Here is a 22247-nt window from a genome sequence, read left to right as displayed (position 1 = left end):
TCAGTGTCACCCGCTTTAATTGACGACTTGAAATGAACCAAATCCTTCAATCTCTACCACATCTCCAACATACAGCTTTCTGCCGCGGCGGTTGTCCGGCTCGTTGTTCACAAGCACTTCATGCTCGCTTAAAAACCACTTTGCCATACCGCCTGACTGAATGACATCGGCTAATTTCAAGAATTGTCCGAGTGTAATCATCTCTGTATCAATTGAAATCGGATTTGCCATTATATCGACCTCTTTCAAATATCACTAATATCTAATTGTACTAAAAAAAAACGAATTAGGGAAAGGGAAAACTTGTCGGAGCAGATACCGAATAGAAAAGCTGCCGAAAGGGTCGGCAGCAGTGTATCGGATTAATAGGTTCTGACAGGAAGGATAAGCTGTACAATCGTTTCATCATTCGGTGTGCGAATTAAGAAAGGTCTCATTGCACCTGTAAAGCTTACTCGTATTTCTGCTCCTTCAAGTACCTTTAGTGCATCCAGCATATATTTTGGACTAAATGAGATATTTAATTCCTCACCTTCGATCTGATCAGCAAGAATCGCTTCGACCACTTTTCCGATTTCAGGTGAGTTGGAAGAAATCTCAATGGATTCAGCTGGTTTTGCAGACAGCTTCACCACGTTGTTGCGTCCTTCTCTGGCTAAAAGAGATGCACGATCAATTGCCTGAAGGAATTCTTTTGTGTTCACAATGATTTCTGTTTTGCTTTCTTGCGGAATCAGGCTGGTTGTATCCGGATAATTTCCGTCCAGAAGCCGCGAGAAGAATAAAACATTTTTCGCTTTAAACAGAACTTGGGTTTCCGTGATCACGATATCTACCAGTTCCTGGTTGTCGTCCAAAATCTTGCTGAGTTCAGTTAAGCTTTTTCCCGGAATCACGACGTTATAAGATCTGTCTTCTGGAATATCAAGTTTTGCTTTTCTTAAAGCAAGACGGTGGCTATCCGTCGCAGTGCATAATAATTCACTTTGCTCCACTTTCCAGTTTACACCTGTCAAGATAGGGCGTGTTTCTGAGGTGGACACCGCGAATACTGTTTGTCTGATTAGATTTTTTAACAAGTCAGTTGGAATTTGAATCGCGTGATGTTCTTCGATCTGCGGCAAGTGTGGATACTCATCAGCATCCAGACCGTTTAGATTAAATTCAGCTTTGCCAGAGCGGATAATCGTCAAATACTGATTTTGCACTTCGATTTCTACAGTTGCCATCGGCAGTTTTTTTACAATCTCACTAAAGAAGCGGGCTTGTAAAACGATGCTTCCAGGCTGTTCTATTGTGACGATCTCCTTATCTCCTTCTTCTTTTGGAATGAAGGATTCAATCGAAATATCTGAATCGCTTCCTGTAAAGGATACGCCATCATCTGATGCAACGATTTTAATACCAGTCAGAATGGGAATCGTAGTTCTGGATGAAACTGCTTTTAATACATCTTGGACACTTTCAACAAGACGATCTTTTTGAATCGTGAATTTCATTTTTATCCTCCTAACGGATAATGTATTAATATATATATTTTAAAAAATAGTAGAAGTAATAGTAGGGCCTGTGGATTTGTGGATAAGTTGTGAAAAAGACAGGAAACACAGCCTATCCACATGTGGACAGACTGTGTATGACTTCTGAAAAGTTATTCACACTTTCCCCGATTAATCCCCGGGCCTGCTATTTAAGCTGTTCTTTAATTTCTTTTACATGCTGCTGAAGCTGTTCATCCTCTGCCAGCAGTTTTGAAATTTTTTCATGCGCATGAATAACGGTCGTGTGGTCACGGCCTCCAAACTCTTCACCGATTTTAGGAAGAGAGGAATCAGTCATTTCCCTTGATAAGTACATGGCGATTTGTCGCGGGAAAGCTACTGATTTTGTCCGTTTTTTTGCTTTGAAATCCTCGAGTTTAATATTAAATTGCTGGCCTACTACCCTCTGAATTTCTTTTATCGTAATGACTTTCGGTTTTGAAGAAGGAATAATATCTTTCAACGCCTCAGCGGCCAGATCAGCATTAATATCTTTATTAATTAAAGATGAGTAAGCAACAACTCTGATTAATGCTCCTTCAAGTTCCCGAATATTGCTGTCGATTTGATTTGCGATATAAAGCATAACCTCGTTCGGAATATCGAGGCCCTCCGCTTTGGCTTTTTTTCTTAAAATCGCAATTCTCGTTTCCAAATCTGGCGGCGTGATATCCGTGATCAAGCCCCACTCAAAACGTGAACGCAATCTGTCTTCAAGTGTCGGAATTTCTTTTGGAGGTCTGTCACTTGAAATGACGATTTGTTTGCTTTCTTCGTGCAATGTGTTAAATGTATGGAAAAATTCTTCCTGGGTCTGTTCTTTCCCCGCTAAAAATTGAATATCATCTATCAAAAGCACATCAACATTTCGATAGCGATTGCGGAAGTCGACGGCTTTATTATCTCGGATAGAGTTGATGAATTCGTTTGTAAATTTCTCAGAAGATAGATAAACCACTTTGGCAGAAGGATTATGATCTATAACATAATGGCCGATCGCATGCATTAAGTGTGTTTTTCCTAAGCCGACGCCCCCATAGATAAATAAAGGGTTGTATGCTTTCGCGGGTGCTTCCGCAACTGCGAGGGAAGCAGCGTGTGCAAATCGGTTTCCAGATCCGATGACAAAAGTATCAAAAGTATATTTTGGATTGAGCATATTTTGAGGAAAATCAGATGTATCTTCTTTGACCGCTTTTTTGACTTGCGGTTTCGGCATAAAGTCTTCAACATCTTGATTTTGGGGAATGACAAACTTAATGCTCAATTCTTCCCCGGTTAATTCATATATAGTATCTGCAATCAGATGCAAGTATCTGGACTCCAGCCAGTCTCTGGCAAATTCATTAGGAGCCGTGATCGTTAATGTATCTCCCTGCAGTGAGTGCGCTTTGGTTGATTTCATCCAAGTCTCGAAACTCGGTTTGCTCAATTTTTTTTCGATTTGAGCAAGGGCTTGGTTCCACAGGTCTAATATATTTTCCATCTTCCGGCACGTCCCTCCTTTTCATAGAAAATGGTGTCTTTCTCTGTTATAGAACACAAAAAAAGAGCAAATGGCGCTTGCCATTCGTACACATTAAATGTTGAAAACATATAATATAGTAGATAAATAGCTTTTCGACAAATTTCACAACTTGTGGACAACCTTCTACACAAGCTGTGTGAAATCAATCCACAACTTATCCACACTTTGTGGATAAAGAGTAAAGGTAAGATTAGTAATCAAGAGTTAAAACACAAATATAATACCAAATTAAACGAGAGCTTGCAATGGTTGTCACAATCTTATCCACAAAGCGGACAACCTGTTGAAAAAATCTTGTCCACAGGGGTTGGTAATGTGAAAATGTTGTCGATAACCATTGTGGATATTAAAAAAGAGCTAAAAAGATATCCACATTCGTATTTTTAGAGCAGTTTTTCTGATTTTTTTTCGTTAAATTAAGGAATCTAAAAAATAAGGTTTCGAAAGTTAGGAAGTTGTGGTATCCTATTATGGTTGCAAGAAATAAAAGCACTAGTGAAGTTGACAATGAATAGGTAACGCAAATATAATAAGTAAGACTGTCTTTAACAGCTATTCCTCGAGGGAGGTGTCATAAATGAAAAGAACATTCCAACCGAATAACCGTAAACGCAGTAAAGTTCATGGCTTCAGAAGCCGTATGAGTTCAAAAAACGGTCGTCTAGTTTTAGCACGCCGTCGCCGTAAAGGCAGAAAAGTATTATCAGCTTAGGCCACTGAATAATGTCAGTGGTCTTTTTTCACTTTATGGGAAAAGATAGATGTGATGCATGATGAACCGGGGCATGTTCCCTGGTTCTGATGCATCTCATTTTCATAATAAATTTTAAAAGTTTCTGCCAGCCAGTATCGGAGTGAGTCATTTGAAGAAGCGAAATCGTTTAAAGAAAAATGAAGATTTTCAAAAAGTGTTTAAGCATGGGACATCAGTAGCGAACCGCCAGTTTGTCTTATATACGCTTGATCAGCCTGAAAACGATGAGCTGCGCGTCGGGCTTTCCGTCAGCAAAAAAATTGGCAACGCTGTGATGCGAAATCGGATCAAACGTTTGATTCGGCAGGCTTTTCTTGAAGAGAAAGAGAAACTGAAGGAAAAGGATTACATCATTATTGCCAGAAAACCGGCGAGCCAGCTGACATACGAGGAAACGAAAAAAAGTCTGCAGCATCTATTCAGGAAGTCTTCTTTATATAAGAAATCTTCGTCAAAGTAGGCATTGTCACTGCTTTCTTACAACTTTTAAAAGCGCTTCCTTTCTGGTTGATCAGAAAAAGACACCATTTAAATCTGAAAGATGCTAAAATACATACAAGTATGCTTTGCAATAAAAGAGTGTAAAGATTAATTATAGGAGGAAATGTTGTTGAAAAGGAGAATAGGGTTGCTATTAAGTATGGTTGGCGTATTCATGCTTTTGGCTGGATGCTCGAGTGTGAAGGAGCCGATCACTGCAGATAGTCCGCATTTTTGGGACAAGTACGTAGTATATCCATTGTCTGAGCTCATTACGTATGTAGCGAAATTGACGGGAGATAACTATGGACTATCAATTATTCTTGTTACCATTTTAATTCGTTTATTAATTTTACCGTTGATGATTAAGCAGCTGAGAAGTTCGAAAGCGATGCAGGCTTTACAGCCGGAAATGCAAAAGCTTAAAGAAAAATACAGCTCAAAGGATCAAAAAACACAGCAAAAGCTTCAGCAGGAAACAATGGCTTTATTCCAAAAGCATGGTGTCAATCCGTTGGCGGGTTGTTTCCCGATTTTAATCCAGATGCCGATTTTAATTGGATTCTATCATGCGATCATGAGAACACAGGCGATTTCAGAGCATAGTTTCTTATGGTTTGACTTAGGAGAAAAAGATCCTTACTATATTCTTCCTATCGTTGCCGGTGTCGCTACATTTGTTCAGCAAAAACTGATGATGGCGGGCAATGCACAGCAAAATCCGCAAATGGCGATGATGCTTTGGATTATGCCGATTATGATTATCGTATTTGCGATCAACTTCCCGGCGGCTCTTTCTCTTTATTGGGTAGTCGGTAACTTATTTATGATTGCACAAACTTTCCTCATTAAAGGACCAGATATTAAAAAAAGTCCTGAGCCGGAAAAAGCCGGAGGAAAGAAAAAGTGAGGAATGTGACTGCTGCAGGGCGAAATGTCGACGAAGCAGTACAGTCCGGATTGCAAGAGCTGGAATTAACGAAGGATAAGGTAGAAATTACCGTTATTGAAGAGGGAAACAAAGGGTTTCTCGGTATTTTCGGTAAAAAGCCGGCGGTCGTAAAGCTGGTTGAAAAGATTGATCCGATTCAGCAAGCGAAGTCTTATCTTCAAACGATTGCCGAAGCGATTGCCGGGAAGTCTGATGTGACTGTTCAAGAAAGCAAAAAGGCAGTGCGTTTCCATATAACAGGTAAAAAAGCGGCATTGTTGATTGGGAAAAGAGGACAAACCTTGAATGCCCTTGAAACTTTGACACAGCTTGTCCTTAATCGCTATCCAGGCCAATATAAAAATGTGACGGTGGATGCAGAAAACTATCGTTTGAAAAGAAAAGAGACACTGAGTCAGCTGGCCATCAGGCTTGCAGACCAGGTCCTGAAAACGAAAAAAGCAGTTCATCTTGAACCTATGCCGTCCAGTGAAAGAAAAATTATTCACGATACACTTTCTGGATATGCAAATCACCAGATCAAAACATATTCAATGGGTGAAGGCGAAAATCGCCATCTCGTTATTTCCCATAAAAGATAGCATAAAACCGAAGTCCGATAAAAAAGGGATTTCGGTTTTTTTGTATGAGAAAAATCTATTTTTCCTAGTCATATCAAGCTTTTGCCGTTTAAGTTTTTTCTTTTTAGGTGTATCCTGTTGATAAAAAGGAAGTTCAGGAAATAAAATTAATTGTTATTCACATGTGGATAAGTTAAAGTAATAGGAGGCGAATTCCTAATTCTGTGGATAACACATCTTCCACTTCGAACCAAACTATGTTATCTTTTAGTTTTGGCATAATAAAAATTTTTTTATATAGATGAAAGTATAAGTAAAGAGAGGTGAAAAGCATGGATACAATTGCAGCAATTTCCACTCCGATGGGAGAAGGCGCGATTGCGATTGTACGGTTGAGCGGACCAGAAGCAATTCAAATCGCAGATAAAATTTATAAAGGACCGAAGGGAAAAACACTCAGCTCGGTCGAATCACATACGATTCATTATGGTCATATCGTAGACAGACCTTCGGATCGTGTCGTTGAGGAAGTAATGGTATCAGTGTTAAAAGCACCGAGAACTTTTACACGTGAAGATGTCATCGAAATTAACTGTCACGGGGGAATTGTGACTGTGAACCAAGTGCTTCAGCTCGCATTGAGAGAGGGAGCGAGACTGGCAGAGCCTGGAGAATTTACGAAACGCGCGTTTTTAAACGGCCGAATTGATCTTTCACAGGCGGAAGCGGTTATGGACTTAATCAGAGCGAAAACGGACCGGGCAATGAACGTCGCCATGAATCAAATGGAAGGGCGTCTTTCTGCTTTGGTGCGCCGTTTACGCAGTGAGATTTTAGAAACGCTGGCTCACGTTGAGGTGAATATAGATTATCCGGAGTACGATGATGTAGAGGAAATGACACATCAGCTTTTGGTTGAAAAGGCAACCGCCGTGAAAAAAGAAATTGAGGCGCTGCTGAGGACATCTGAGCAAGGAAAAATCTTGCGAGAAGGTCTTTCTACTGTCATTATCGGCCGGCCGAATGTAGGAAAATCATCTCTTCTGAACAGCCTCGTACATGAGGCAAAAGCCATTGTAACCGATATTCCCGGAACGACTCGGGATGTAATTGAGGAATACGTTAATGTAAGGGGCGTTCCACTTCGTCTGGTTGATACAGCAGGTATTCGTGAAACAGAGGATATTGTTGAACGAATCGGTGTTGAACGTTCTCGCCAGGTTCTAAAGGAAGCGGACCTGATTTTACTTGTGCTTAATTATAGTGAAGAGCTTTCTGAAGAAGACGTGAAGCTTTTTGAAGCCGTTGAGGGCATGGACGTTATCGTGATTATGAATAAGACTGACCTTGAGGCGAAGATTGACAGTGAGCGTGTCCGTGAGCTTGCCAATGGACGTCCTGTTGTCACGACATCTCTATTAAAAGAGGAAGGCATCAATGATCTGGAAGAAGCGATTCAATCGCTGTTCTACACGGGTGCCATTGAAAGCGGAGATCTGACTTATGTCAGCAACACACGTCATATCTCTATTTTACAGCAAGCCAAACGAGCCATTGAAGATGCGCTTAGCGGCATCGAACAGGATGTCCCGATCGACATGGTCCAAATCGACCTTACAAGATGCTGGGAGCTTTTGGGTGAAATCATCGGAGATTCTGTCCACGAAAGCTTAATTGATCAGCTCTTTTCTCAATTCTGTTTAGGAAAATAATAAAAGGAGGAACTAGAATCATGGGGTATGAAGCAGGCCAATACGATGTGATTGTGATTGGCGCCGGGCATGCCGGGGTTGAGGCAGCCCTCGCATCAGCACGCCAAGGCGCCAAAACACTTGTCTTAACCATCAACCTAGATATGGTTGCATTTATGCCATGTAATCCGTCTGTCGGCGGCCCCGCAAAAGGGATTGTCGTCCGCGAAATTGACGCGCTCGGCGGAGAAATGGGCAGAAACATCGATAAAACGCACATTCAAATGAGAATGCTGAATACTGGAAAAGGTCCTGCGGTCCGTGCATTGCGTGCGCAAGCAGACAAATTCCAATACCAGCACGAAATGAAAAATACGCTTGAAAAAGAACCAAACTTAACAATGCTGCAAGGAATTGTGGAACGGCTGATTGTTGAAGACGGCGAATGCCGTGGTGTTATTACACAAACCGGCGCGCATTATCGTGCGAAAGCAGTTGTCATGACGACAGGGACATATTTAAGAGGACGAATCATTCTTGGTGATCTGTCTTACTCAAGCGGTCCGAATAACCAGCAGCCTTCTATTAAGCTTTCTGAGCATTTGGAGGAACTGGGCTTTGACCTCGTTCGTTTTAAAACAGGTACGCCGCCTCGCGTCAAAAGCGACTCGATTGATTACAGCAAAACGGAAATTCAGCCTGGTGACGATGTGCCTCGCGCTTTCTCATATGAAACAGTGGAATATATTACAGATCAGCTGCCTTGCTGGCTGACATATACAAGCCCTAAGACACATGAGATTATTGACAGCAACCTGCACCGTTCACCGATGTATTCCGGTATGATCAAAGGTACGGGCCCAAGATATTGCCCGTCCATTGAAGATAAAGTTGTCCGATTTAATGATAAACCGCGTCACCAAATCTTCCTTGAGCCAGAAGGCAGAAATACGCAGGAAGTTTATGTTCAAGGTTTGTCTACTAGTCTTCCAGAGGACGTGCAGCAAAGAATGCTTGCAACGATTCCTGGGCTTGAAAACGTGCAAATGATGAGAGCCGGCTATGCAATCGAGTACGATGCGATCGTACCGACACAGCTATGGCCGACACTTGAAACGAAAAAAATCACAAACCTTTACACTGCAGGCCAAATTAACGGAACATCCGGTTATGAAGAAGCTGCGGGACAAGGGATTATGGCGGGAATCAATGCAGGACGAAAAGCGCTTGGAAAAGAAGAAGTGATTCTAAGCCGTTCTGACGCCTACATTGGTGTTTTGATTGATGACCTTGTAACAAAAGGAACCAATGAACCATACCGTCTTTTGACATCACGTGCTGAATACAGATTGCTTCTTCGCCATGATAATGCTGATTTGCGTCTGACAGAAATCGGACATCGCATTGGATTGATTTCTGATGAGCGATATGCAGCTTTTGAGAAGAAAAAAGCGGCGATAGAAGCGGAGAAAAAACGTCTGCACTCTGTGATTATCAAGCCGTCTCCGGAAAATCAAGAATATATCCGTTCTCTTGGCGGAAGCGAATTGAAAGATGGAGTTCGCGGCACAGACTTGATGAAACGTCCTGAAATGAACTATGAAACAGTCACAAAACTGGCGCCGCCAGAAGTGCCGGTTCCGCAAGACGTAGCAGAACAAGTAGAAATCCAAGTGAAATATGAAGGATATATTGAAAAATCCCTTCAGCAAGTGGAAAAACTGAAGAAGATGGAAAACAAAAAAATTCCGGATCGAATTGATTACGATGCAATCAAAGGGATCGCGACTGAGGCGCGCCAAAAGCTGAAAAATGTGCGTCCTTTGTCTGTTGCCCAAGCTTCCCGCATTTCTGGTGTAAACCCGGCGGACATTTCAATTCTATTGGTGTATTTAGAGCAGGGACGCATTGCGAAGATAGCCGAGTAGAAAGGATGACGGCATGAATATTGAAGAATTCACTTCTAGTTTGGCGGAAAAAGGGATCACCCTTTCTCCCCGCCAGCTGGAGCAATTTGAGCTGTATTACGACATGCTGGTTGAATGGAACGAAAAAATCAATCTGACTTCAATTACAGAGAAAAAAGAAGTGTATCTTAAGCATTTTTATGATTCCATTACAGCTGCTTTTTATGTCGACTTCAATCAAGTGAACACAATTTGTGATGTCGGAGCGGGAGCGGGTTTTCCGAGTCTTCCGATTAAAATATGCTTTCCGCACCTCCATGTCACAATCGTGGATTCACTAAACAAACGGATTACGTTTTTAGAAAAGTTGTCTGAAGCTTTGCAATTGGAGAATACGACATTCTGCCATGACCGAGCTGAAACATTCGGACAGCGGAAAGACGTACGGGAAAGCTATGATATTGTGACGGCGCGAGCAGTTGCAAGACTATCTGTTTTGAGCGAACTTTGCCTGCCTCTGGTGAAGAAAAATGGTTTATTTGTTGCTTTAAAAGCCGCATCAGCTGAAGAAGAACTGAATGCCGGCAAAAAAGCAATCACGACGCTTGGAGGAGAACTTGAGAATATCCATTCCTTTAAGCTGCCTATTGAAGAAAGCGATCGTAACATTATGGTGATACGAAAGACAAAAAATACACCTAAGAAGTATCCAAGAAAACCGGGAACTCCTAATAAATCGCCAATTGAAGGGTAATTTAGACAGCCTGATATGACAATACCATCATATTTTCATCAAAATTGATGGATGTATAGCAGGAAAAACCATGAGAAAATAGAATTATAAAAATGGCAGTTTTTAAAGGTGGTGTAGGTACATGAAGCATTCATTCTCTCGTTTCTTCGGGCTTGGTGAGAAGGAACAGGAACCGGAGATTGCTGAACATGAGACAAACAAAGAAGAGATTCTGGAAATACCGGTAAATGCTATCGTTCCCAACCGTTTTCAGCCACGCACCATTTTCTCAGATGAAAAAATCAAAGAGTTAGCAATGACCATTCATACACACGGCATTATTCAGCCGATTGTTGTTAGGCATACAGAAGAAGAAGGCCAATACGAACTCATTGCAGGTGAAAGACGCTGGAGAGCGGTACAATCGCTCGAGTGGGAAAAGATTCCGGCTATTATTAAGGATTTTTCCGACACGGAAACCGCTTCTGTGGCGTTAATTGAAAACTTGCAGCGGGAAGAACTGTCTTCTATTGAGGAAGCGCATGCCTATGCTCGGCTTCTTGAGCTGCATGACTTAACACAGGAAGCACTCGCACAGCGTTTAGGAAAAGGGCAATCCACAATTGCGAATAAGCTGCGGTTATTAAAGCTGCCTCAGCCGGTCCAAGACGCGATTATGGAGAAGAAAATCACTGAGCGTCATGCCAGAGCGCTGATTCCGCTGAAACAGCCAGAGCTCCAAGTCACACTGCTCACAGAGATTATTGAGAAAAGTTTAAATGTAAAGCAGACGGAAGACCGCGTGGTGAAAATGCTGGAGCAAGGCCAGAGAAAACCAAAGCCTAGACGCAAAGCGTTCAGCAGAGATACAAGAATTGCAATGAACACGATTCGCCAGTCACTATCAATGGTTGAAGACAGCGGTGTAAAATTGAATACGGAAGAAGAAGAATTTGAAGAATATATTCAATTAACGATTCGCATACCAAAATAAAAGCTCTCCTGAAAAGAAGGAGAGCTTTTATGTTTATGATAAAAGGGAATTAATTACTTTTAGTTAATAATGTTATATTAGAATTCTTTTCTTCGAGCTTGTAGATAAATTCTTCAGTATTTTGCGGAGAAATCACTGCATGTCCCCAGCCTCCCTGATAATATATCGTGATGGCATGACGAGAGCCGATCAGACGAAAACCTGACCACAGCTTCTTTTTTTGAACCCCTTTGTCGATTTTTTCGTAAGAAATTTGATGTTTGATCAGTCCGGCTTTAATGATCAGATGGTGTTCCCTCAATACATATTTCAGATCAATAAAGCACCAAATGATGAACACATTTAAAAGAGTCAGCAGAGTAAAAATAATCCAGCCTGAAACCTTCATATTTCCCACTACAAAAGGAACAATGGCATCTGCTTGTATCAGTAAAATAAGGAACACAATCATCAGCGTAACGGGTATATCTCGCTTTGTTTTATAAACCATATTCTCACCGTCCTGTACGTTCTTGCACTGTAACTTCTTCTTTCTTCTTTAAGAAATTCCTTTTTTAAGACAAAAAAACATAGAAATTACAGAATTTATAAGAGAAAGCATATGACAAGCTTGAATTTTCAATTATTTCCCTCCTGAATCGGAACAAAATGATGAAAAAAATGAAACGCTTTAATCTTTTTTTGATAGAATAGAAGCAAGATAGTACATGTTCATGTGAAAGTAGGTGACATCGTGGGAAAAATCATAGCAATTACGAACCAAAAAGGCGGAGTGGGAAAAACAACGACGTCTGTCAACCTTGGGGCATGCTTAGCTTACATAGGGAAAAGGGTTCTGCTGGTAGATATTGATCCGCAGGGGAATGCGACAAGCGGATTAGGGATTGAAAAAGCCGATGTAGAGCAGTGTGTGTACGATATTTTAGTAGATGATGCAGATGTAATAGATATTATTAAAGCAACGACAGTAGAGAACTTGGACGTGATTCCTGCAACCATTCAGCTTGCCGGTGCTGAAATCGAGTTGGTTCCGACGATTTCAAGAGAAGTGAGACTGAAGAGGGCGCTTGAAGCAGTAAAACAGAATTATGATTATATTATCATTGATTGTCCGCCGTCATTGGGACTGCTGACGATTAACGCGCTTACTGCCTCAGATTCCGTTGTGATTCCTGTACAGTGCGAATATTACGCTCTGGAGGGGCTCAGTCAGTTATTAAATACAGTACGTCTTGTGCAAAAGCATTTGAATACTGATTTAATGATTGAAGGTGTATTGCTGACAATGCTTGATGCCCGGACGAATCTCGGCATTCAAGTCATTGAAGAAGTTAAAAAATATTTTAGAGATAAAGTATATAAGACGGTTATTCCGCGCAATGTCCGTCTGAGTGAGGCACCGAGTCACGGAAAACCCATCATTTTATACGATCCGCGGTCAAGAGGTGCGGAAGTATATTTAGATTTAGCAAAGGAAGTGGCTGCGAATGGCTAAAGGCCTTGGAAAAGGGATTAATGCGTTGTTTAATCAGGTCGATTTGTCTGAAGAGACAGTTGAAGAAATTAAAGTTGCCGATTTACGCCCTAATCCTTATCAGCCAAGAAAACACTTTGACGACGAGGCATTAGCTGAACTAAAAGAATCTGTGCTGCAGCATGGCATTCTTCAGCCTCTTATCGTCAGAAAATCTTTAAAAGGCTATGATATTGTTGCGGGGGAACGGCGGTTTCGAGCGGCAAAGCTTGCGGGTTTAGACACAGTTCCGGCGATTGTACGTGAATTATCAGAGGCATTAATGAGAGAAATTGCTTTATTGGAAAACCTTCAGCGTGAAGATTTATCGCCGCTTGAAGAGGCTCAGGCCTATGACTCCTTGCTGCAACACTTAGATCTCACCCAAGAACAGCTTGCCAAACGTCTTGGTAAAAGCAGACCGCATATTGCGAATCATTTAAGATTGCTGACACTGCCAGAAAACATTCAGCAGCTTATTGCTGATGGTACGCTTTCTATGGGACATGGACGCACGCTTCTTGGCTTGAAAAACAAAAATAAGCTAGAACCGCTTGTACAAAAAGTGATTGCGGAGCAGCTCAATGTTCGCCAGCTTGAGCAGCTGATTCAGCAGTTAAATGAGAATGTTTCACGTGAAACAAAGAAAAAAGAACCTGTGAAAGACTCGGTTCTAAAAGAACGGGAATCTTATCTCCAAAATTATTTTGGAACAACGGTTAATATTAAAAGACAAAAGAAAAAAGGTAAAATCGAAATCGAATTTTTCTCTAATGAAGATCTTGACCGGATATTAGAACTTTTGTCTGAACGAGAATCATAAATAAAGAAACCATCTTTCAAGCGAAGATGGTTTCTTTATTTATATTCGTCCAGTGAGCCTTTGCAGTGGGTTAAGGCGTTCCTGCCTCCACTCTGTTCGATCTGTTAAACTCAATCCTTCAGCAAGAACATTGGCCATATTCATGACCAAGTGTAGCCTTGTATTTTGCAATACAAAGTATTCCATAAAACCACTTACATTCACAATTCCGTTAATATGAAGATCTCCCACTTCAGGAAGGTCCTTTTGCACACCAGCTCCAGGCTTTAATGGCCCTTCTCCGATTTGAAACGATCCTACACTTTTGACACGTCCTAAGCATGCATCGACTGCTATAATAAATGGGTTTTTATGTAACTTTTGAATGTCATTGATTTTATCCTTCATGTTCACAGCATGGACAGGATCAGATAAGGTTCCATAGACATTGAATCTGGTGAGTGGCATTTGTTTGAGTTTCATTCCTACGAGCGGGCCTAATGAATCACCGGTTGAACGGTCTGTTCCGATACAAACCACGACAATTGGTTTGCCGGCAGCTTTACGTAAGGATGAAGATAGGATGGTTTGGATTTGTTTTGCTGCTGCTGCATCTGTATGTGAAACATATTGCTTTGCTCGTTCCTGAGAGGAAAAAAGCCCGCCTTTACGATTCATAGGTTTCACTTCCTTGTTATAGTAGGTAACAAAATTGCTATGGTGTGTGCCTAGTTATGTAAGGTTGTTTACAGTATATCCAGCAGTATGATTTTTTATGCTTTGTGAATGATACCGGATATTTTCAAAAATAGAGGATTGATATGAGTGGTTAGAGGGTTGATTATAAGTATTGTGCCCCAATGCCTCTATTATGTTCAAGCTGTGGTCTGTTTACAAAACATACCGACGAAGTTTAGAATTCTGGGAACACGGACAAATTAATATCCTGTTTTAGACTGCAGTTTTTTTATGTGTATTTAGTATGGTAATTTCATCTTGTGGTCAATGTCTATGAAAATATGGCATGTTTGCTTTCCGTTATTTATATAGTAACAATAACGGAACAAGCTGAACTCTGTGCTATGAGGTGATGATGTTGTGGAGAGCCGGAATGAAGTGGATGCTGCTCATATTAGGGAGCCTGATCGGGGCCGGATATGCGAGCGGTCAGGAGATATGGCAGTTTTTTGGAGTGGAAAGCGGACTTGCTATTGTGTTGTTTACAATCATGTTCATTTTCTCGTCTTATATTGTGATGAAAATCAGTTTTAAGGTTCAATCCACTCATTTTCTGCCGGTTCTGGAACATTTGATGGGACCATGGCTGGCGAAAATTTATGATGTCCTAATCGTTTTTTATTTGTTTTCAACGACTATGGTGATGATTGCCGGAGGCGGTGTGACCCTGCAAATGTACAAGCTTCCTTTCTGGTGGGGAATCGCACTGATTTGCATCGTGACAGTGTGTTTGTTTTTCTGGGATGTGAAAGGAATATTATCAGTAAATGGTTTTTTAATACCTGTTTTAGTAGCAGGGCTGCTGTATGCGCTGATCTCCTTTCAGAGCACCCATCATCATACGTGGACGATTGATTTGACTCGGCAGTATAACTGGCCTGCTAGCATTACGTTTGCCTCTTTAAACATTCTTTCAGTTGTCGCGATTTTATCCTCCGTTGGGAAAGAAATGAAAGGCCTCGGAGAAGCGAAAATCGCCAGTGTGGCAAGCGGAATTATTTTTGGCGTGATCTCTTTTGTTTATAATGAAACGTTAGTGGAGCTGGCGGGCTCCCTTTCTCAGTTTGAGATACCGTTGTTTGCTGTTTTGGAGGGGGCGCCTTATCTCCTTTTTTTATGTATGACGGCGGTGCTGTGTCTTGCGATTTACACGACGACGGTAGCTGGTTTACTGGGGCTGTCCAGCCGGCTGATGGCGTTTGTCCATATGCCGAGATGGATGATTGTGTTGATTCTGTTAGTGTTAATGGTGCCTTTTACTTCTTTCGGTTTTTCTGATTTGATCGCGTTCTTGTATCCGATTTACGGGATGCTGAATTTATATTTGTTGGTTTGTCTGCTGTTATATCCTATTTTAAGTAAATGGAAATAATAGGATTTATTCCTTTTCGGATATCTTGATTGCTCTTATGATCAGTTTTTTTGTACAATAGATACAGCAGTTTATGAAAAGAGGTGAAGGGTCTTGGCGGATAAAGACTTTGGCCTGAATGATATCGTAGAAATGAAAAAACCGCATCCATGCGGAGCGAACAGCTGGAAAATTATACGCATGGGAATGGATATTCGAATTAAGTGTGAGGGATGTTCTCACAGTGTAATGATTCCGAGAAAAGAATTTGAAAGAAAACTAAAAAAAGTACTTGTCAAGCATGAGGAGCCTACTTCGTAAAAAGGCTGGCACTCATGCTTTTTCATATAGAAGGTAAGGAGAAGACGGCGATGAGCAAAGTGCATCAGTCAGCATGTCCGCTGAATTGCTGGGACAGCTGCGGATTTTTGGTGACTGTTGAAGACGGAAAGGTAACAAAAGTGGACGGAGATCCGAACCATCCGATTACGGAAGGCAAAATCTGCGGCCGCGGCAGAATGCTTGAGACAAAAACAAATTCGCCTCAGCGGCTCCGCTATCCGTTGAAAAAACAAAAAGGCGAGTTTGTGCGGATTTCCTGGGATCAGGCACTTGATGAAATTGCCGACAAACTTCGGGAGATCAAGGAAACGTCGGAGACGACTGCTGTTTTGCACAGCCACGATTATGCGAATAACGGTTTGTTAAAAGCGCTAGATCAGCGTTTTTTTAATGGATATGGCGGCGTGACTGAAATCATCGGAAGCATATGCTGGGGCTCCGGTATCGAGGCGCAAAGCTGGGATTTCGGCCGTTCGTACGGGCATGGCCCGCTTGATATTTACAATAGCAAACATGTTGTTGTGTGGGGAAGAAATGTATCCAGAACGAATATGCACTTATACCATCACTTGCAGCAGGTGAAGAAAAAGGGTGCCACAATTACTGTGATTGACCCGATCTTCAATCCAACTGCCAAGCTTGCGGACCGCTATATCTCTGTAAAGCCAGGAATGGATGGCTGGCTTGCGGCAGCTGTTTTGAAAGTACTGATTGAGACAGGAAGAACGAATGAGACGTTTATTTCTGAGCACTCTGTCGGTTTTGATGATGTGAAAGAGCTTTTAAACACCACTTCTTTAGAAGAGTTTATTGTAAAAACAGAAACTTCTATGGAGCAGCTGGAGTATCTGGCAAATTTGTATGCTGATGGCCCGGTGTCTACTTTTATGGGCCTTGGTATGCAGCGCTATAAAAACGGCGGCGGAACGATTCGCTGGATTGATGCACTCGTTGCGGCAAGCGGAAATGTCGGAATTAAAGGCGGCGGTGCGAATTTCGGAAATGTCCAAATTGGTGAGAGTTTTGCGAAAACGAAGCTGACGCTGCCGGAATTAAAAACAACATCACGTTCGTTTTCAATGATGACACAGGCTGAAGAGGTGCTGACGGCTGCCGATCCAGCGATCGAGATGATTATCGTGACGTGTGGAAACCCGATGACCCAGGTGCCAAACACAAATAAAGTGAGACAAGCGTTTGAAAAGGTTCCGATGACAGTGGCGATTGATTCTATCATGACGGATACGGCAAAGCTATGTGACTATGTTTTGCCAACAGCCACTGTTTTTGAAGAAGAGGATATCTACTATTCCAGCATGTATCACCATTACGTTCAGTATGGGAAAAAGCTTGTGGAGCCGCAGGGTGAAGCGAAGTCGGACAGCTGGATCTGGTCAGAGCTTGCAAAACGCCTTGGATTTGGCGAGTTGTTTGAACACAGCACTGAAGAATTTTTGGAAATGGGGCTTTCTTCATTGGAAGCAGAGGATGTGACGCTTGAGCGATTGAAAGAAAAAGGCCATCTCCCTCTTCCGGTCAAGCAAGTGCCATGGGATGACTATCAGTTTTTGACGCCGAGCGGAAAATTTGAATTTACTTCGTCGTTGGCTGAGGAAAAAGGATTTAGCGGCTTACTTCAATTAAATGTGCCCGAAGAATCTGCTTTCCATAATGAGGATTTAGCTGGAAAGTATCCTTACACGCTGTTGTCCATTCATCCGCAGCGTTCTAATCATTCTCAGCATGTGCCGTTTATTGAAAAGCTTCAGCACGTTCAGGTCGATATTTCTCCAGATATAGCGGCTGAGCAGAATCTTCAGGACGGAGACGAGGTTGCCATCTTTAATGACCGCGGGCGCTTGACGGGCAAGGTGAAAGTGATGAAGCAGGCTCATCCGAAGACGATTAATATAGATGAAGGCATGTGGGCGGCTTTTGGAGGTTCAGTCAATGCACTGACAAATGATACAAATTCTGATAATGGAATGGGAAGCACGCTTTTTGACTGTTTAGTAGGCTTGAAAAAAGCATAACCAAAGGGATTGGCAGGCTGAAAATGCTTTTTTGTCAGCTTGTCTTTTCCAGTGAACCTCCTTATAATTGCTCTAGGTTCAAATTACGTTTATACAATGACTGTTTTATATAGAGGAGATGAAAGAATGGCTTTAACAGCTGGAATTGTTGGTTTGCCAAACGTCGGGAAATCAACGCTATTTAACGCAATTACACAGGCCGGTGCCGAATCAGCCAACTACCCGTTCTGTACAATTGATCCGAACGTGGGAATTGTAGAAGTACCTGATGATCGTCTGCAAAAGCTGACTGAGCTGGTCAACCCGAAGAAGACTGTGCCGACCGCTTTTGAATTCACTGATATTGCAGGGATCGTAAAAGGCGCGTCTAAAGGAGAAGGACTCGGTAACAAATTCCTTTCTCACATTCGCCAGGTTGACGCAATATGTCACGTTGTCCGTGCTTTTTCTGATGACAACATTACACACGTTTCCGGAAAAGTTGATCCGATTGATGACATTGAAACGATCAACCTTGAGCTGATCCTTGCTGATATGGAAACAGTTGAAAAGCGGATTACGCGCGTCAGCAAACTTGCGAAGCAAAAAGATAAAGAAGCTGTATTTGAATTTGAGATTCTGTCTAAACTGAAAGAAGCGTTTGAGAGTGAAAAGCCTGCTCGTTCTGTTGAGTTCACTGAAGAGCAGCAAAAGCTTGTGAAGCAGCTTCATTTACTAACTTCGAAGCCTATTTTGTACGTTGCGAACGTTAGTGAAGATGAAGTAGCTGATCCGTCCGGCAATGAAAATGTAGCGAAGATTCGCGAGTACGCTGCCGGCGAAAATGCGGAAGTTATCGTTGTGTGTGCGAAAATTGAATCCGAAATCGCTGAGCTTGAAGGCGATGAAAAGCAAATGTTCCTTGAAGAGCTTGGCATTGAAGAATCAGGTCTTGATCAGCTGATCAAAGCGTCTTATTCCCTTCTAGGCCTTGCAACATACTTCACAGCCGGAGAACAGGAAGTCAGAGCTTGGACATTCAAAAAAGGCATGAAAGCCCCTGAGTGTGCAGGAATTATCCATAGTGACTTTGAGCGCGGCTTCATTCGTGCTGAAACTGTTGCTTATGAGGATCTTCTTGCGGGCGGCGGTATGGCAGGAGCGAAAGAAGCAGGAAAAGTCCGTCTTGAAGGAAAAGACTACGTGGTAAAAGACGGAGATGTTATTCATTTCCGATTTAATGTATAGGATGCAGTTGTAAAGGGACAAGAGCTTTGGTATAATATAAAATTGTGAGTAATAGAATTATTGCTCCTTGCCCATTACGGGCCGCTTAGTCCAAAAGGAGGTGCAAACAGATGAGAAAGTACGAAGTTATGTACATTATCCGCCCAAACATTGACGAAGAGTCTAAAAAAGCAGTTATCGAGCGTTTCAGCAACGTTCTGACTTCTAACGGTGCGGAGATCACTGGAACAAAGGATTGGGGTAAACGTCGTCTTGCTTACGAAATCAACGATTTCCGCGACGGTTTCTACCAAATCGTAAACGTTCAAGCTGATGCTGCGGCAGTTCAAGAATTTGACCGTCTAGCTAAGATCAGTGACGATATCATTCGCCACATTGTTGTTAAAGAAGAAGAATAAGCAATTTTGAAATATATAATGGTAAAAGGTGGTCTTTCTTATGCTTAACCGAGTTGTATTAGTCGGAAGACTGACAAAAGACCCAGAGCTTCGTTATACGCCAAACGGTGCGGCTGTTGCTACGTTTACTCTTGCTGTGAATCGTACATTTACGAACCAGTCCGGAGAACGTGAGGCCGATTTCATTAATTGTGTCACTTGGAGAAGACAAGCCGAAAACGTTGCAAACTTCCTGAAAAAAGGAAGCCTTGCAGGCGTAGATGGCCGTTTACAAACAAGAAACTATGAAAACCAGCAAGGACAGCGTGTCTTCGTGACTGAAGTCCAAGCTGAAAGTGTTCAATTTCTTGAGCCGAAAAACGGCGGCGGTTCTGGTTCAGGTGGATACAACGAAGGAAACAGCGGCGGAGGCCAGTACTTTGGCGGAGGCCAAAATGATAATCCATTTGGAGGAAATCAAAACAACCAGAGACGCAATCAGGGGAACAGCTTTAATGATGACCCATTTGCCAACGACGGCAAACCGATTGACATCTCGGATGATGATCTTCCATTCTAATGTGATTATCCCCTAAAATGAAAAAGAAAGGAGGGAAATGACAATGGCAGGAGGACGCAGAGGCGGTCGTGCGAAACGCCGTAAAGTGTGTTATTTCACTTCTAACGGTATCACGCACATCGACTACAAAGATGTAGATCTTCTTAAAAAGTTTGTTTCTGAGCGCGGTAAAATTTTACCACGTCGTGTAACTGGAACAAACGCTAAATACCAACGTAAATTGACTGCAGCGATTAAACGCGCTCGTCAAATGGCTTTACTTCCGTACGTAAGCGGTGAGTAAGCTGATACGTAAAGAGCAAGGGCCTTCGGGTTCTTGCTCTTTTTTATAGGGGGATGAAACATGAAACTGATTTCTTGGAATGTAAACGGCCTGCGGGCTGTCATGAGAAAGATGGATTTCCTCTCTTATCTGAAAGAAGAGGATGCAGATATTATATGTCTTCAGGAAACGAAGATACAGGACGGCCAGGTTGATCTTCAGCCTGATGGCTATCATGTGTATTGGAATTATGCAGTGAAAAAAGGATATTCCGGCACGGCTGTCTTTTCAAAACAAGAGCCGCTGCGTGTCATGTATGGTATCGGAATAGAAGAGCATGATCAAGAAGGCAGAGTGATTACACTAGAATTTGAAAACTTGTTTGTGATGACCGTTTACACGCCTAATTCCAAAAGAGGATTGGAGCGAATCGATTATCGGATGCAATGGGAAGAGGCTTTATTATCTTATATTCTTGAATTGGATAAGAAAAAGCCGGTCATTTTATGCGGCGATTTGAATGTAGCTCATCAGGAGATCGATTTGAAAAATCCAAAGGCGAACCGGAATAACGCCGGGTTTTCTGATCAAGAAAGAGGAGCATTCACCCGTTTATTAGAAGCCGGTTTTGTTGATTCATTCCGCCACGTCTATCCAGATCTTGAAGGCGCTTATTCCTGGTGGTCGTATCGTGCCGGGGCCCGGGACAGGAATATCGGATGGCGTCTCGATTATTTTGTTGTTTCCGAAAGGCTTGAGGAACAGATTGAGGATGCCAGTATATCAGCGGACGTCATGGGTTCCGACCATTGTCCTGTTGAACTTATGATCAATATATGATGAGATAGCAGTAAGGATTTTACACTTACTGCTTTTTTATATGAAAAAGGAGAAAGAGATGGCAAACATAAAAGAGATTGCAAGACTGGCAAATGTATCTGTTTCGACTGTTTCACGAGTATTGAATCATCATCCATATGTGTCTGAAGAAAAGAGAAAGCTTGTTCATCAAGTCATAAAGGAATTAGATTACACACCAAATCGAACCGCAATCGATCTCATTCGCGGGAAAACCCATACGGTGGGTGTGATCCTGCCTTATAGCGATCATCCCTGCTTTGATAAAATCGTAAACGGAATCACTAAGGCGGCTTTTCAGCAAGAGTATGCAACGACCCTCCTCCCCACCAATTATAACCCCGCTATTGAAATCAAATATCTAGAGCTATTAAGAACGAAGAAAATAGACGGTCTCATCATTACATCCCGCGCCAATGACTGGAACCGCATTATCGCTTATCAGGAATATGGGCCGATCATCGCTTGTGAGGACACTGAAGATATTGATGTCCCATGTGCGTACAATGACAGAAAAGCTGCTTATACAGAAAGTTTTCACTATCTAAAGAGCCGTGGGCATGAGAGTATTGCTTTCACGTGCGTCAGAGAAGCCGACAAGAGCCCGAGTACGGCTGATAAAGCTGCGGCCTATAAAGCGGTTTGCGGGAGGCTGGAAGACCGTCATATGCTGTCTGGTTGCAATGATATGAATGACGGTGTGCGGGCAGCTGAGCACTTTTATACGAGCGAGCGGGTTCCGACTGCTATTTATGCAAATAGTGATGAAGTGGCAGCTGGAATTCATGTATTTGCCCATAAGAATAGATGGGATGTTGAAATCATTGGCGAGGGGAATTCTTCTATCAGCCGTGTTCTTGGTTTTCCGTCGCTAGATTTGAATCTTGAGCAGCTCGGCATCGCAGCATTTTTTCTATTTTTGCAGGATGAACCCATTGATATCAAAATTCAGCATCAATTCGAGAAAAAAGCTTGAACTGAAATGCATTTCATACTTTATAACTTCATTGAAGGTGAAGGAGGA

Annotated in this window: 24 protein-coding genes; 19 read left to right on the top strand and 5 right to left on the bottom strand. The window is 42.2% G+C overall.

Annotation, left to right across the window (positions count from 1 at the left end):
• Positions 1-15 precede the first annotated feature (15 nt).
• The 3 genes from rlbA to dnaA form a co-directional block, all read right to left on the bottom strand.
• Complete coding sequence (gene rlbA / locus Q5C82_RS03790) at positions 16-231, bottom strand: ribosome maturation protein RlbA (RefSeq protein ID WP_003219264.1); 216 nt, start codon at positions 229-231, stop codon at positions 16-18.
• Between the two features lie 131 nt (positions 232-362).
• Positions 363-1499, bottom strand: a complete 1137-nt coding sequence (gene dnaN / locus Q5C82_RS03785) for a DNA polymerase III subunit beta (protein ID WP_003219263.1) — start codon at positions 1497-1499, stop codon at positions 363-365.
• A gap of 187 nt (positions 1500-1686) precedes the next feature.
• Positions 1687-3027, bottom strand: a complete 1341-nt coding sequence (gene dnaA, locus Q5C82_RS03780; RefSeq protein ID WP_003219262.1) for a chromosomal replication initiator protein DnaA — start codon at positions 3025-3027, stop codon at positions 1687-1689.
• Positions 3028-3646: 619 nt separating this feature from the next.
• On the opposite strand from dnaA, the gene rpmH reads away from it, so the two are divergent.
• The 8 genes from rpmH (at position 3647) to noc (ending at position 11140) form a co-directional block, all read left to right on the top strand.
• Positions 3647-3781 (top strand): 50S ribosomal protein L34, encoded by a 135-nt coding sequence (gene rpmH / locus Q5C82_RS03775; RefSeq protein ID WP_003178075.1) that lies wholly within the window; start codon positions 3647-3649, stop codon positions 3779-3781.
• A gap of 151 nt (positions 3782-3932) precedes the next feature.
• Complete coding sequence (rnpA, locus tag Q5C82_RS03770; protein WP_003219260.1) at positions 3933-4283, top strand: ribonuclease P protein component; 351 nt, start codon at positions 3933-3935, stop codon at positions 4281-4283.
• 144 nt (positions 4284-4427) lie between these two features.
• Positions 4428-5213: a YidC family membrane integrase SpoIIIJ gene (gene spoIIIJ / locus Q5C82_RS03765; protein WP_044430210.1), complete on the top strand. Its 786-nt coding sequence runs from the start codon at positions 4428-4430 to the stop codon at positions 5211-5213.
• Positions 5210-5836, top strand: coding sequence for an RNA-binding cell elongation regulator Jag/EloR (gene jag, locus Q5C82_RS03760; protein ID WP_003219257.1), 627 nt, complete (start codon positions 5210-5212; stop codon positions 5834-5836). Before spoIIIJ ends, jag begins: the two co-directional genes overlap by 4 nt.
• A gap of 311 nt (positions 5837-6147) precedes the next feature.
• Positions 6148-7527, top strand: a complete 1380-nt coding sequence (gene mnmE, locus Q5C82_RS03755) for a tRNA uridine-5-carboxymethylaminomethyl(34) synthesis GTPase MnmE (RefSeq protein WP_003219255.1) — start codon at positions 6148-6150, stop codon at positions 7525-7527.
• A 20-nt stretch (positions 7528-7547) separates the two neighbouring features.
• Complete coding sequence (mnmG, locus tag Q5C82_RS03750) at positions 7548-9434, top strand: tRNA uridine-5-carboxymethylaminomethyl(34) synthesis enzyme MnmG (RefSeq protein WP_003219253.1); 1887 nt, start codon at positions 7548-7550, stop codon at positions 9432-9434.
• 13 nt (positions 9435-9447) lie between these two features.
• Positions 9448-10167 (top strand): 16S rRNA (guanine(527)-N(7))-methyltransferase RsmG, encoded by a 720-nt coding sequence (rsmG, locus tag Q5C82_RS03745; protein WP_003219251.1) that lies wholly within the window; start codon positions 9448-9450, stop codon positions 10165-10167.
• A gap of 121 nt (positions 10168-10288) precedes the next feature.
• Complete coding sequence (gene noc, locus Q5C82_RS03740) at positions 10289-11140, top strand: nucleoid occlusion protein (RefSeq protein WP_003219249.1); 852 nt, start codon at positions 10289-10291, stop codon at positions 11138-11140.
• A 49-nt stretch (positions 11141-11189) separates the two neighbouring features.
• Here noc and Q5C82_RS03735 read toward each other — a convergent pair whose 3' ends face one another.
• On the bottom strand, positions 11190-11630 hold the full coding sequence (locus Q5C82_RS03735; RefSeq protein ID WP_003219246.1) for a PH domain-containing protein: 441 nt from the start codon (positions 11628-11630) through the stop codon (positions 11190-11192).
• A 243-nt stretch (positions 11631-11873) separates the two neighbouring features.
• Here Q5C82_RS03735 and soj point away from each other — a divergent pair, with 243 nt between their 5' ends.
• Together soj and spo0J are read left to right on the top strand one after the other, a co-directional pair.
• Positions 11874-12635: a sporulation initiation inhibitor protein Soj gene (soj, locus tag Q5C82_RS03730; protein ID WP_003219244.1), complete on the top strand. Its 762-nt coding sequence runs from the start codon at positions 11874-11876 to the stop codon at positions 12633-12635.
• A complete protein-coding gene (gene spo0J, locus Q5C82_RS03725) occupies positions 12628-13476 on the top strand; it encodes a stage 0 sporulation protein Spo0J (protein WP_003219241.1) in 849 nt (282 codons plus the stop codon). Before soj ends, spo0J begins: the two co-directional genes overlap by 8 nt.
• A gap of 39 nt (positions 13477-13515) precedes the next feature.
• Here the strand turns inward: spo0J and yyaC are convergent, their stop codons facing one another.
• Positions 13516-14133, bottom strand: coding sequence for a spore protease YyaC (gene yyaC, locus Q5C82_RS03720; RefSeq protein WP_003219240.1), 618 nt, complete (start codon positions 14131-14133; stop codon positions 13516-13518).
• 415 nt (positions 14134-14548) lie between these two features.
• Between yyaC and Q5C82_RS03715 the strand changes: the two genes are divergently transcribed.
• The 9 genes from Q5C82_RS03715 (at position 14549) to Q5C82_RS03675 (ending at position 22199) form a co-directional block, all read left to right on the top strand.
• Positions 14549-15565: a membrane protein gene (locus Q5C82_RS03715; RefSeq protein WP_032727260.1), complete on the top strand. Its 1017-nt coding sequence runs from the start codon at positions 14549-14551 to the stop codon at positions 15563-15565.
• Between the two features lie 93 nt (positions 15566-15658).
• Positions 15659-15865 (top strand): DUF951 domain-containing protein, encoded by a 207-nt coding sequence (locus tag Q5C82_RS03710; protein WP_003219236.1) that lies wholly within the window; start codon positions 15659-15661, stop codon positions 15863-15865.
• A 50-nt stretch (positions 15866-15915) separates the two neighbouring features.
• On the top strand, positions 15916-17919 hold the full coding sequence (locus Q5C82_RS03705; protein WP_003219234.1) for a molybdopterin-dependent oxidoreductase: 2004 nt from the start codon (positions 15916-15918) through the stop codon (positions 17917-17919).
• Positions 17920-18045: 126 nt separating this feature from the next.
• Positions 18046-19146, top strand: coding sequence for a redox-regulated ATPase YchF (ychF, locus tag Q5C82_RS03700; protein ID WP_003219232.1), 1101 nt, complete (start codon positions 18046-18048; stop codon positions 19144-19146).
• A 110-nt stretch (positions 19147-19256) separates the two neighbouring features.
• A complete protein-coding gene (rpsF, locus tag Q5C82_RS03695) occupies positions 19257-19544 on the top strand; it encodes a 30S ribosomal protein S6 (protein WP_003219230.1) in 288 nt (95 codons plus the stop codon).
• 40 nt (positions 19545-19584) lie between these two features.
• Positions 19585-20103 (top strand): single-stranded DNA-binding protein SsbA, encoded by a 519-nt coding sequence (ssbA, locus tag Q5C82_RS03690; protein ID WP_003219228.1) that lies wholly within the window; start codon positions 19585-19587, stop codon positions 20101-20103.
• A 43-nt stretch (positions 20104-20146) separates the two neighbouring features.
• The gene (rpsR, locus tag Q5C82_RS03685; RefSeq protein WP_003219224.1) at positions 20147-20386 is read left to right on the top strand and encodes a 30S ribosomal protein S18; all 240 of its coding nucleotides are present in this window, start codon (positions 20147-20149) and stop codon (positions 20384-20386) included.
• A gap of 60 nt (positions 20387-20446) precedes the next feature.
• The gene (gene xth, locus Q5C82_RS03680; protein ID WP_003219223.1) at positions 20447-21205 is read left to right on the top strand and encodes an exodeoxyribonuclease III; all 759 of its coding nucleotides are present in this window, start codon (positions 20447-20449) and stop codon (positions 21203-21205) included.
• Positions 21206-21263: 58 nt separating this feature from the next.
• Positions 21264-22199 carry a LacI family DNA-binding transcriptional regulator gene (locus Q5C82_RS03675; RefSeq protein ID WP_003219221.1) on the top strand — a complete coding sequence of 312 codons (936 nt, stop codon included), beginning with the start codon at positions 21264-21266 and terminating at the stop codon, positions 22197-22199.
• Positions 22200-22247 lie beyond the last annotated feature (48 nt).

This window comes from uncultured Bacillus sp. (genome assembly GCF_958411575.1).
Taxonomy (GTDB): Bacteria; Bacillota; Bacilli; order Bacillales; family Bacillaceae; genus Bacillus; species Bacillus spizizenii.
This window is presented reverse-complemented; position numbering and strand designations above follow the sequence as displayed.